This is a genomic window from Flavobacterium sinopsychrotolerans (assembly GCF_900110375.1).
Lineage (GTDB): Bacteria > Bacteroidota > Bacteroidia > Flavobacteriales > Flavobacteriaceae > Flavobacterium > Flavobacterium sinopsychrotolerans.
Genome location: NZ_FODN01000001.1, coordinates 480,446 through 491,610, shown reverse-complemented (window position 1 = coordinate 491,610; position 11,165 = coordinate 480,446). Strand labels below are relative to the sequence as shown.

Genomic DNA, 11,165 nt, shown 5'->3' with positions numbered 1-11,165 from the left:
CTTTTGATATCCTACTTTTGCAGAAGTTTTTAGAAACAAATAAATTCCAGCATTGAACGCAACACAAAGTACATTTTCATTAAAATCCATTTATATTGATTTCCGCGAGATTACTAAAGCGCGTCTTGCTGTAAGTGTTGTATTTTCTTCTATAGCAGGATTTATGCTTGGGATTTATGACTTTCATTCTTTGGATTGGATGGTGTTGCTGAAGTTGGCTGTTGGAGGTTATTGCATGGTGGGGGCTTCTAACGCCTTTAATCAGGTTATCGAAAAAGATTTAGACGCATTGATGGATAGAACGAAAAATCGTCCCGTTCCTGCTGGCAGAATGTCTAGAATTACAGCTTTGGTTATTGCAAGTCTTTTAACTGTTATTGGAATTGCATTGCTGTATACGATTAATCCGAAAACGGCGATGTTTGGCGCTATTTCGATATTTTTATACACAAGCGTTTATACTCCTTTGAAAACCATGACTTCATTGTCAGTTTTTGTAGGAGCTTTTCCAGGGGCAATCCCTTTCATGTTGGGGTGGGTTGCGGCAACTGGAGAATTTGGAATAGAAGCTGGAACTTTATTTTTGATTCAATTTTTTTGGCAATTCCCACATTTCTGGGCTATTGGATGGTTTTTGTATGAAGATTATGAAAAAGCAGGTTTCTTTATGTTGCCTACAGGTAAGAAAGATAAAGGTACAGCCTTACAGATTATTTTATACACAGTTTGGTTGATTTTAGCCTCACTTTTACCTGTTTTGGGTTATACGGGTCGTTTGTATATAACCCCTTTTGCAGCGGTTATCGTATTTTTGTTGGGACTATGGATGTTATTTTACGCCGTACGATTGTATAAGTTGAGAACAGCAAAGGCAGCCCGTACCTTAATGTTGGTGAGTGTTTCTTATATTACGTTATTACAGTTAGTTTACATATTTGATAAATTTTTAAGATAGTTATGGAGATGATAATGACAGCAGCCGAGCAAAAATCGAGAACGGCAAGATCCTATAAATTGATTTTGTTGTTTGCAATGGTGAGTATGACCATGATGTTCGCAGGACTTACGAGTGCTTTTGTGGTAAGTAAATCCAGAGCCGACTGGTTGAAAGATTTTCAGTTACCACCGGCATTTTATTACAGTACTGTAGCGATTATCGCGTGCAGTGTGACGTTTCATTTGGCGAAAAAGTCCATTCAAAAAAACGATCAAAGTAAAACAACAATTTTTCTTTTGAGTACATTAGTTCTAGGAATATTGTTTGTAATTTTACAGTTCGTAGGATTTGGACAAATAGTGGAAAACGGTTATTATTTCACAGGAAGTGGGAGCTCAATAACTACTACTTTTTTGTACGTTGTGACTGTTGTGCACTTGATTCACCTTGCTGGTGGGATGATTTCACTACTAATTATAATTTATAATCATTTTAAACAAAAATACAATTCATCTCAAACCCTTGGAATAGAACTAGGTGCAATGTACTGGCACTTTCTTGACTTATTATGGGTTTATTTGTTTTTGTTTTTATATTTCTTTAAATAAGAAAAAAACGTAAATTTGGGAACTTTTTAACGAATAACTTTTATGGAAGCGACAGTTACTACTGCAAATAGTGAAGAAAAAACTTGGGGAGGCGGCAATGAGCCAATGGGAGCAAGTTATGGCAAATTGATGATGTGGTTTTTTATCGTATCGGATGCTTTAACGTTCTCTGGATTTCTGGCGGCGTATGGTTTTTCTAGATTTAAATTTATTGAGACATGGCCATTGGCCGATGAAGTGTTCACTCACTTTCCATTTATGCATGGGGTATCTGCTCCAATGTATTATGTAGCATTAATGACTTTTATTTTGATTTTTTCATCTGTAACAATGGTTTTGGCCGTTGATGCTGGTCATCAAATGAAAAAAAACAAAGTGATTCTTTATATGTTTTTAACCATTATCGGAGGTATGATTTTCGTTGGATCTCAAGCTTGGGAATGGAAAAATTTCATCAAAGGAGAATATGGTGCCATTGAAACAAAAGGAGGTAGTTTACTCCAGTTTGTAGATAAAGAGGGTCATCGAGTAGCTTTGGCTGATTTTGCGGCAACTTTACCGGAGGATAGAGAACAACTGACAAGAAATAAAGCGAAATGGTTTATGAGTGAGCCAGCTTTGCCTTCTTACTCTGTTGCGGAAGTTCAAGCAGGTTTCAAAGCACATCCTGAACTTTTAATTAGAACAGAGGTTATTACTGTAGCAAAGCAAAAGACAATTCTTTCGAGAGCGGAATCTGAAGCAAGGTTGAGTCAGGCACATTATGTAGTGGAAGGTGCCAATTTGGTAAGAAACGAGTATGGAAGTAAATTATTTGCTGACTTCTTTTTCTTTATCACGGGATTCCACGGATTTCACGTTCTTTCAGGAGTGATAATTAATATCATTATATTTTTCAATGTATTAATTGGAACGTATGAAAAAAGAAGAAGCTATGAAATGGTAGAGAAAGTAGGTCTTTATTGGCACTTTGTAGATTTAGTTTGGGTGTTTGTATTCACCGTTTTCTATCTTGTTTAATTTTCAAAAAAAGTAATATCATGTCACACGTACACGTATCTAATACAGGTAGAATCTGGAAAGTTTTCGGAATATTGTCTGCCGTTACAATAATAGAAGTTTTTTTAGGGATTTTGAAACCCGAATTTCTTCACATGAACAATTTTTTAGGTATGAATTTACTTAATTGGATTTTTTATGCTCTTACGATTTACAAAGCCTATTATATTGTGTGGGCATTTATGCACATGGAAGGCGAGAAGAGTAGTTTAAGAAGTGCGGTTGTTTATCCATTAATTTTTCTGATATTGTATATACTCTTTATTCTTTTGACCGAAGGGGATTATATTTATGAGGTTTTTAAAAATTCTACTATTAAATGGAATTTTTAACAAGATATTAATTCAAAAAGAGGGTACGCATTGCGTACCTTTTTTTATTTTTGTACTTCAATAATAATAGTGTAATGAAAAAAAATATTGTCCTCTTTGTTCTTTTTATTTTGCCCATAGTTGCATATCTCTTTTTTGCTTCTGGTGTAAACGGGTTTACTAAATTGCCGACTATAACTCCAAATACTGCTGATTTTGGAAATTGGCAATCTTTAGATGGTAAAAAAGTTAGTTTGGATGGAAAAGTAACGATTCTTGGTTTTTCCGGAACAGAACTTTTAAAAAACAGAGGGAATTTTTTTAATTTAAATCAAAAAATTTATCAACGGTATCATGAATTCAAAGATGTTCAGTTTGTTGTGATTTGTCCAACTGGAACTGAAAATGATGCTAAGAAAGTTGTTGATGCTTTGTCTGCTTTTACAGATGTGGCACAATGGCGTTTTGTATTTGCATCGCCTGAAGATATAAATTCGTATTATTCCCAATTGAAATTGGTGGAAAAATTAGATGATAAATTAGGAACTCCTAAAGTGTACATCATTGACAAAAAAAGAAATCTTCGTGGTAGAAAATCGGTAAAAGATGCTAAAGAAGGTTATAATACATTCCATCCTGCTGAGTTAAGCAATGAAATGCTGGATGATTTTAAGGTTATTCTTTATGAATATCGTGCAGCTCTTAAAAAAAACAATAACGCTACCAGAAAAATTTAATTGTATATTTTATGTTTAAAAATAAATCTTACATAGGAATTTCCTTTATCGTTTTAATTTTTGGAATTTATGCTGTTCCAAAAATAGTGGAAAGAATTAAAAAAGACAAAGTGGTTCAGGGGGAACGACTCGACAGGGTGAATCCAAAGACAGCAGATGAGGATAAGTTAATCAAGATTGGCCCAGCTCCTAAATTTGAATTAATAAATCAGGACAATAAAAAAATAACGAATGAAACATACAAAGGTAAAGTGTATGTATTGGAGTTTTTCTTTTCAACCTGTCCAACGATTTGTCCTAAAATGAATGAAAGTATGCTTCTTATCGAAAAAAAGTTTTTTGGAAACCCTAATTTTGGGATTGTTTCCATTACGATCGATCCTGAACATGATAATCCGCAAGTGTTAAAAGATCATGCGAAATTATTGGGTGTAAAATCCTTGAATTGGAATTTCCTTACAGGCGATAAAGCGTATATATTTAATTTAGCCAACAAAGGTTTTAATCTTTATGCAGGAGAAAATAAAAAAGTAGCTGGTGGTTTCGAACATTCAGGATTATTTGCTTTGATTGATAAAAATGGAAATATTCGTTGTAGAAATGATGAATTTGGAAATCCGATTTTATATTACGACGGTTTAGATAAAAAGGGAGTAAGAAACATTCAACAAGACATTAATATTTTATTAGAAGAATAAAAATGGAAAATAATTCTTTAGAAAAAAAATTCAATACGTTCATTATAGCGGTGTCCATCATAATACCAGTTGCAGTTGCTATTCTTTTTGGAGTCAAGCTAAAAGATTTTGGATATAATGTAGAACCTCTTTCTTTTTTACCTCCCATTTATGCTACTACAAACGGAATTACCGCCGTTTTACTTATCGCTGCTGTAGTCGCGATTAAGAACGGTAAAAGAAAACTTCATGAAAGATTGATGACGAGCGCAATTGCATTGTCTGTTGCTTTCCTTGTGATGTATGTTGCGTATCACATGACTTCTGATTCTACTAAATTTGGTGGGGAAGGAATTATTCGATATGTATATTTCTTTATATTGGTTACCCATATTGTTTTGTCAATTGCTATCATTCCGATGGTTTTAATTACCTTTGTGAGAGCATTAGCAGGAAATTTTGATAGGCATAAAAAGATTGCGAAAATCACTTTCCCAATATGGTTGTATGTTGCCGTTACCGGAGTAGTTGTTTATTTAATGATATCACCATATTATGTATATTAAATCTAATAAAAGCTCTAAAGGGAATGTTGCATTCAAGAAGTTGAGTATTTACATCTTTCTTCTTGTCTTAAGTTTCTCTTCTCTATCTGCAAATGCACAATGTGCCATGTGTCGTGCTGCATTGACCAGTGAAGGTAATGCAACGCAGGCAGCAGCAGTAAATGACGGAATTGTTTACTTAATGGTAATTCCATACATCTTGGTAGCAGGAATTGGTTATGCAATTTATCGAATGAAGAAGAATAAATCAAGTTAAGCATTTCTCTGCTTTATCAATCCGAATTATTTTAATCCGTTTACGGATACATTGACGTTTCCATTTACTTTTATGAAAGCAATAACAGCTTGATTGGTCAATTGAATTCTTTGAAATTGAATGTCTTCCATTTTTCCGTTTACAAACACACCTTGCATAGGAGAATAGTTTTTTAAATACATCATCATGCTTTTTTGACCTTCTTCAAGATTTGCTTTTATGGAGTACCGACAACTTTGCTCTATTTTTCTTAAAATCAACCCTTGTGCTAACCAATTAGCTGTTCGCATCAATTTGTTTTTAGTGTCCAGAGCATAGTCTAACTGATCAAAATAGATTTCTTTGGTTTTGTCATTATATTGTGGGAAACCGGCTAAATAGATAGTTCCATTAACAGTGCCCAATACATCTAAAGCGATTATCATTTTTCCTTTTTTGTGCCAGATTGCCACATTTAGAACCCTTACTTTCTTAGATCCGGAACTAAATTCTTGCCCGGCAAAATTTCGGGTCATTATTTTTGAGGCTTCCTGATAGGTAGAAACGGCAACGATATTGGCAGTAATTTCTTGGGGTATTTTAGTAACTGATTTTAAAACAATTTTGCTTGTATTAAATTTAGAATCCGGTTGTTTGCCTATTAATGTCTCCATATTGCATTTCATTGCCATGTCTAAAACAAATGTGTCATTTTTTAGTTTAGCAGTAGTAGAATAAATTTCAACAGGCACAATTCGAAGCCAACTTTCATAGGTGTCGTTCATTAGAAAAGGAGTGCAAATTTTCTCTAATGCAGCCAGAACATTTGGTTTAAAATCCATTGATTTTGCAATAGCTTCATCAATTTTCTTTTCAATTTTAGATTTGAAAAGTTTTACGCCTGGATTGATTAAATATGTAACCGGTATATTTTTTCCAAAAACCATCATTGTTGGACTTTCATTCCATTCCAAAGATTTTAGTTCTGTTTTTGTATTTAGTTTCCAATTTGTCAAAGAGACATCGCTGAGTAAAGTCACAATTCCATCCAAATTGAATTCGCGGGTATCATACATTTCGATTCCCATTTTTTTGGTCCCGATTCTATATTTTATAACCGCTTTTAAAGGTAAAATAGTTTTTATTTTTTCACCTTTATCAGTAACAATGGTTATTGGTGCTTGTTTCCAAACTTTCATTTCTATGTCATCATCTTCAATGGTATTGTCTTCGTAAATTAGTCCGCTTAGTACTGAATTGGTTTGATTTTCAATATCTTTTAATTTGATACTAATAGGTAAATTTATATACGAAGGTATGTTTTCGTAAACCAAAGGCGTTGCATCGTCCGGCTCCGGTTTTAATGTAGCGATCTTGTTAGTAGACGAACAGCCTGAAGCAAATATACCAAAGAGAATTCCAAGTAGGATTCGAAAAAAAATGTGCATTTTAGTTTAGTTTAAAAAACAAAATTAACAAAAGAATTCTTTTTTTATGAATTTTTGTAACAAATGCTAATTTCTAATGTCTAATTGTTTTATAATTGATTTATGGGTAAAATATTTTAATTTTATTTCATAGATTTTTATTAGAAAAAGTTAAATTTGTTTTGCAGCTATACTGCGCTTTTATTCAAAAATATATGAAAAAAAGAAGTTTTCTTAGTTTAATTACCATGCTAATTTGTTGCGTAACAATTCAGGCACAATCTAAAAAATGGACCTTAGAGGAATGTGTGAAATACGCCATACAAAATAACATTTCCATTAAGCAATCCGAATTGGATTCAAAAACCGCATTAATTGATAAAAAAGGCGCCGTTGGAAATTTTCTTCCTTCTCTTAACGCAAGTGCTTCCCATTCTTGGAATATTGGTTTGAACCAGGATATTACAACCGGGCTTTTACAAAATCAAACTACTCAGTTTACTTCTGCTGGAGCAAATGTTGGAATCGATATTTATAAGGGATTACAAAATCAGAACACCCTTCGTAAAGCCAATCTTTCAATAGTGGCCGCCAAGTATCAATTATTGAAAATGCAGGAGGATATAGCATTGAATGTTGCCAACGCTTTCTTACAAGTACTTTTCAATAAAGAGAATCTAAAAGTGCAAAAGCAACAGTTAGGGATTAATGAAAAACAATATGCACGCTCTGAAGAATTAGTAAAAGCAGGATCAATTCCTCGTGGAGATTTATTAGATGTGAAAGCCACTGTAGCATTGAACAATCAAAATGTTATTGCTGCTGACAATGCGTTATTAATTTCAAAATTAAGTTTGGCTCAATTGTTACAGTTGAAAGACTTTGAAAATTTTGATGTTGTTGATGATACCGATGTTAAAGATGAAAATAATATTTTGGCACAAACACCAAATGCTATTTATGATAAAGCTTTGGAAGGAAGAACTGAATTGAAAATTGCCAGAACTAATTTAGAGATTGCACAGAAAAATGTAGCAATTGCCAAGGGTGCTTTTCAACCTACTTTACAAGGGTTTTATAGTTTTAGTTCGAGGGTCGGTTATAGCGATAGAGTTGTGGGATTTCAACCAAATACTTCAAATCCTACATCTGTAGTTGGGTATGTGGAAGGTACAAATCAAAATGTTTTGCAAAATAATTTTTCTCCCGTATTAGGGAAAGCACTGCCTTTCTTTGATCAATTTAGTGATAATAAAGGACATTCCTTTGGAGCGCAATTGTCGATTCCTATCTTTAATGGATTTTCTGTGAGAAATAATGTAGAGCGTTCTAAAGTAAGTTTAGAACGATCAAAAATTGCATTGGAGCAACAAGACTTAGATTTGCAAAGAAACGTTTTTACAGCATTCGCCGATGCTAAAGGAGCACTAAATGCTTACGAATCATCAGTTGTGGCACTAGAAGCCAGACAAGGTGCATATGATTATGCCAAGGAAAAATACGCGGTGGGTTTAATGAATTCGTTTGACTTTAATCAATCGCAAACATTGCTTACTAATGCGCAGTCAGAAGTTCTCAGAACTAAATACGATTATATATTTAAAATTAAAATATTAGAATTCTATTTTGGGATTCCTCTTATCAAAAACTAATTTATCATGTCAAAGAAAACAATTTATATTTTAATAGGTGGTGCAGTAGTAATCATTGCAAGTCTTATCATACTTTCAAAATCTGGAGTCATCGGTAATAAAGATAAAGGAACTGAAGTTGAAACCGCTCAAGTTCTACCTTCGACTATTGTAGAAACGGTTTCAGCTACCGGGAAAATTCAACCGGAAATTGAAGTGAAAATTTCATCAGAAGTATCTGGAGAAATTATTTCTTTAAATGTAAAAGAAGGTCAAGTGGTAAAAAAAGGAGATTTATTGGTAAAAATAAATCCAGATTTATATACTTCTGGTTACAACCGCTCGGTTTCTAACTTATCAGGAACCAGAGCAAATTTAAGCCAAGCAGATGCTTCTTTCAGAGAATCAAAATCCAATTACGACAGAAACAAAACATTATTCGAAAAAGGAATTATTTCTAAATCGGATTGGGATAAAGCTGTTGCTTCTTTTGAGGTTGCTAAAGCGGCTAAACAAACAGCTTATTTTAATGTTCAAAGTGCTTCGGCAACAGTAAATGAAGCGAAAGACAACTTAGGGCGTACTACAATTTACGCACCTGCAGATGGAACTATTTCGATGTTAAACGTAGAATTAGGGGAGCGCGTTTTGGGTACCCAACAAATGACGGGTACGGAAATTTTGAGAGTGGCCAACTTGAATAACATGGAAGTTGAAGTCGATGTCAATGAAAATGATATTGTAAAAATTAAAGTGGGAGACGAAGCGAATGTGGAAGTGGATGCCTATTTGAAAAAACAATTCAAAGGAATTGTAACCAGTATTTCAAATTCGGCGAGTTCAGCTTTGACTGCGGATCAAGTAACTAATTTTAAAGTTAAGGTAAGAATTCTTAAAGAATCCTACCAAGATTTATTAGAAGGGAAACCAGACACGTATTCGCCTTTTAGACCTGGTATGACTGCGACTGTTGACATCATTACAGAAACAAAAAGTAATGTTTTGTCTGTGCCAATTAGCTCTGTTGTCGTGAAATCAGATACTGCGGCTGTAAAAGAGATTAAAGTTGTTGATCCAAATGAAGAACAAAAAGGAGTGGCGCCTAAAAGTGATAAGAAGTTTGAGTGTGTTTTTGTAAAAGTGGGTGATAAGGCTAAAATCAGAATCATTAAAACCGGCATTCAAGACGATACGAATATTGAAGTTTTGACTGGTCTTAAAAAAGGAGATGTTGTCATTACAGGACCTTATTCAACTGTGGCTAAGGATTTGAATTCAGGAGATAAGGTGGCATTAAAAACAGATAAAGAAAAAGGAGAAAGTAAAAAGTAACCTTTAACGTAACAATTTTGAAATCACAATCATAAAATCTAATTTTGTGGTTGTGATTTTTAATTTAAAATAAAATCTGAAATTGGGCTATATACTAAACATTGAAACTGCAACTAAGAACTGTTCTGTTGCTCTTGCAAAAGAAGGAAAAACGATAATTTGCAAAGAAATTGCAGAAGAAGGATATTCCCATGCGGAACGACTCCATGTTTTTATTGAGGAGATTATAAAAGAAGCAGGAATTACGCTCAATAATTTATCTGCCATCGCAGTGAGTCAAGGTCCTGGTTCTTACACCGGATTGCGAATAGGAGTGTCTGCAGCAAAAGGACTCTGTTATGCATTAGATATTCCCTTGATTGCGGTGGATACTTTACAAGCTTTGGCATCACAAGTGACTGTTTCTAGCGGATTAATTATTCCAATGATTGATGCCCGAAGAATGGAAGTGTACAGTGCAATTTTCAGTCCGACTTTAGAAAAAAAACGAGAAGTTCTTGCCCAAATTATAGATGAAAATTCATTTGAAGATTTGCAGGGAACAGTTTATTTCGTTGGTGATTGTGCGGAAAAGTGCCAATCAGTATTAAATAAAGACAACTATGTTTTCTTAGAAGATATAAAATATCCTTCGGCTAAGGAGATGAGCGCTTTGAGTTATGAGAAATTCAAAATAAACGACACTGTTGATGTCGCTTATTTTGAACCGTATTATTTGAAAGATTTTATGATTACCGCTCCAAAAAAGTAAATAGGAATTCTTACTTATGGAAGCTCTATAATTTCGGATCAGTTGGATTGTTCTTTTTAGAAGACTCCTTTACAAATGGCTGAATAACAATTCCTGCCGTATCAAAAGCTTGTTTGCAATTTTGCAGTGTGTCTGCATAGACGCCCCAGAAATCTTCATTTGTTGCCCAAGGTCTTACCGCTAATTGGATAGCACTATCGGTGAGGTTTTTTACAGAAACTTCAGCAGCTGGTGTTTCCAATACTTTTGGATTGTTTTTTAAAACGGCAGTAATAATGTCTTTGGCTTCTTTGATGTTCGTATCATAGGAGATAGCAATGGTCAAATCAGCTCTTCTTATTTTTTCCATTGAATAATTGATAATGTTTCCATTAGATAGCGAACCATTAGGGACAAAAATAGTTTGATTGTTGGCTGTAATTAATTTGGTTACAAATATTTGTATTTCGCTCACAGTTCCAATCACTCCTTGTGCTTCGATGGTGTCATTTACTCGAAACGGTTTGAAGAGAATAATTAGCATTCCGCCAGCAAAATTAGATAAGGAACCTTGAAGTGATAAACCTACCGCAAGTCCCATAGCTCCCAGGATGGCTACAAATGACGATGTTTCAATTCCCAGTTTGGAAATAAAAGATACAAATAAAATTACTCTTAATACCCAAAGTAAAATATCGGCGAGAAATCGTGTCAGTGTAGGATCTAAATTCCTTTTTACCATTATTCTTCTTATGAACCTATTGATAAGTCTAATGATATAAAGTCCGGCAAAAAGAATAATAAATGCAGAAATCAATTTTGGGGAATAGTCAATTAATATTTTTAGAAAAGTATTGGCGTAATCAGTAAGTTGGTCTGGATTTAAATTCATTTTTTGTATAATAAAAAACCTTC

The 11,165-nt window shown here is 33.8% G+C and carries 13 protein-coding genes; 11 read left to right on the top strand and 2 right to left on the bottom strand.

Going from position 1 to position 11,165, the window contains the following annotated elements; translation table 11 throughout:
• Positions 1–52: 52 nt before the first annotated feature.
• The 8 genes from cyoE (at position 53) to BMX64_RS02190 (ending at position 5,151) form a co-directional block, all read left to right on the top strand.
• Positions 53–955, top strand: a complete 903-nt coding sequence (gene cyoE / locus BMX64_RS02225) for a heme o synthase (RefSeq protein WP_091165731.1) — start codon at positions 53–55, stop codon at positions 953–955.
• A gap of 2 nt (positions 956–957) precedes the next feature.
• Complete coding sequence (locus BMX64_RS02220) at positions 958–1,545, top strand: cytochrome c oxidase subunit 3 (RefSeq protein ID WP_091165727.1); 588 nt, start codon at positions 958–960, stop codon at positions 1,543–1,545.
• Positions 1,546–1,587: 42 nt separating this feature from the next.
• Complete coding sequence (locus tag BMX64_RS02215; RefSeq protein WP_091165724.1) at positions 1,588–2,565, top strand: cytochrome c oxidase subunit 3; 978 nt, start codon at positions 1,588–1,590, stop codon at positions 2,563–2,565.
• A 20-nt stretch (positions 2,566–2,585) separates the two neighbouring features.
• Positions 2,586–2,936, top strand: a complete 351-nt coding sequence (locus BMX64_RS02210) for a cytochrome C oxidase subunit IV family protein (RefSeq protein ID WP_091165720.1) — start codon at positions 2,586–2,588, stop codon at positions 2,934–2,936.
• 74 nt (positions 2,937–3,010) lie between these two features.
• Positions 3,011–3,652 carry a hypothetical protein gene (locus BMX64_RS02205; RefSeq protein WP_091165717.1) on the top strand — a complete coding sequence of 214 codons (642 nt, stop codon included), beginning with the start codon at positions 3,011–3,013 and terminating at the stop codon, positions 3,650–3,652.
• Between the two features lie 11 nt (positions 3,653–3,663).
• Positions 3,664–4,350: an SCO family protein gene (locus tag BMX64_RS02200; RefSeq protein ID WP_091165713.1), complete on the top strand. Its 687-nt coding sequence runs from the start codon at positions 3,664–3,666 to the stop codon at positions 4,348–4,350.
• A gap of 2 nt (positions 4,351–4,352) precedes the next feature.
• Positions 4,353–4,895, top strand: a complete 543-nt coding sequence (locus tag BMX64_RS02195; protein WP_091165708.1) for a DUF420 domain-containing protein — start codon at positions 4,353–4,355, stop codon at positions 4,893–4,895.
• Entirely contained in the window at positions 4,885–5,151 is a 267-nt protein-coding gene (locus BMX64_RS02190) for a hypothetical protein (RefSeq protein ID WP_091165704.1), read from the top strand. Before BMX64_RS02195 ends, BMX64_RS02190 begins: the two co-directional genes overlap by 11 nt.
• 26 nt (positions 5,152–5,177) lie before the next feature.
• On the opposite strand, the gene BMX64_RS02185 is transcribed toward BMX64_RS02190, so the two are convergent.
• Entirely contained in the window at positions 5,178–6,578 is a 1,401-nt protein-coding gene (locus BMX64_RS02185) for a DUF4403 family protein (protein ID WP_091165701.1), read from the bottom strand.
• Positions 6,579–6,772: 194 nt separating this feature from the next.
• On the opposite strand from BMX64_RS02185, the gene BMX64_RS02180 reads away from it, so the two are divergent.
• The 3 genes from BMX64_RS02180 to tsaB all read left to right on the top strand — a co-directional run bounded on the left by BMX64_RS02180 (position 6,773) and on the right by tsaB (position 10,271).
• Positions 6,773–8,209 (top strand): TolC family protein, encoded by a 1,437-nt coding sequence (locus tag BMX64_RS02180; protein ID WP_091165698.1) that lies wholly within the window; start codon positions 6,773–6,775, stop codon positions 8,207–8,209.
• Positions 8,210–8,215: 6 nt separating this feature from the next.
• Positions 8,216–9,520 (top strand): efflux RND transporter periplasmic adaptor subunit, encoded by a 1,305-nt coding sequence (locus tag BMX64_RS02175; RefSeq protein ID WP_091165695.1) that lies wholly within the window; start codon positions 8,216–8,218, stop codon positions 9,518–9,520.
• 82 nt (positions 9,521–9,602) lie between these two features.
• Positions 9,603–10,271, top strand: coding sequence for a tRNA (adenosine(37)-N6)-threonylcarbamoyltransferase complex dimerization subunit type 1 TsaB (gene tsaB / locus BMX64_RS02170; protein ID WP_091165693.1), 669 nt, complete (start codon positions 9,603–9,605; stop codon positions 10,269–10,271).
• A gap of 25 nt (positions 10,272–10,296) precedes the next feature.
• Here tsaB and BMX64_RS02165 read toward each other — a convergent pair whose 3' ends face one another.
• A complete protein-coding gene (locus BMX64_RS02165; RefSeq protein WP_091165689.1) occupies positions 10,297–11,142 on the bottom strand; it encodes a mechanosensitive ion channel family protein in 846 nt (281 codons plus the stop codon).
• Between the last annotated feature and the right edge of the window lie 23 nt (positions 11,143–11,165).

Excerpts from the sequence above, each read along its gene's own strand:
- BMX64_RS02195 (WP_091165708.1), top strand. The coding sequence starts at position 4,353 with ATGGAAAATAATTCTTTAGAAAAAAAATTCAATACGTTCATTATAGCG.
- BMX64_RS02180 (WP_091165698.1), top strand. The coding sequence starts at position 6,773 with ATGAAAAAAAGAAGTTTTCTTAGTTTAATTACCATGCTAATTTGTTGC.
- BMX64_RS02185 (WP_091165701.1), bottom strand. The coding sequence starts at position 6,578 with ATGCACATTTTTTTTCGAATCCTACTTGGAATTCTCTTTGGTATATTT.
- BMX64_RS02200 (WP_091165713.1), top strand. The coding sequence starts at position 3,664 with ATGTTTAAAAATAAATCTTACATAGGAATTTCCTTTATCGTTTTAATT.
- BMX64_RS02215 (WP_091165724.1), top strand. The coding sequence starts at position 1,588 with ATGGAAGCGACAGTTACTACTGCAAATAGTGAAGAAAAAACTTGGGGA.
- BMX64_RS02165 (WP_091165689.1), bottom strand. The coding sequence starts at position 11,142 with ATGAATTTAAATCCAGACCAACTTACTGATTACGCCAATACTTTTCTA.
- BMX64_RS02205 (WP_091165717.1), top strand. The coding sequence starts at position 3,011 with ATGAAAAAAAATATTGTCCTCTTTGTTCTTTTTATTTTGCCCATAGTT.
- BMX64_RS02210 (WP_091165720.1), top strand. The coding sequence starts at position 2,586 with ATGTCACACGTACACGTATCTAATACAGGTAGAATCTGGAAAGTTTTC.
- BMX64_RS02190 (WP_091165704.1), top strand. The coding sequence starts at position 4,885 with ATGTATATTAAATCTAATAAAAGCTCTAAAGGGAATGTTGCATTCAAG.
- BMX64_RS02175 (WP_091165695.1), top strand. The coding sequence starts at position 8,216 with ATGTCAAAGAAAACAATTTATATTTTAATAGGTGGTGCAGTAGTAATC.
- BMX64_RS02220 (WP_091165727.1), top strand. The coding sequence starts at position 958 with ATGGAGATGATAATGACAGCAGCCGAGCAAAAATCGAGAACGGCAAGA.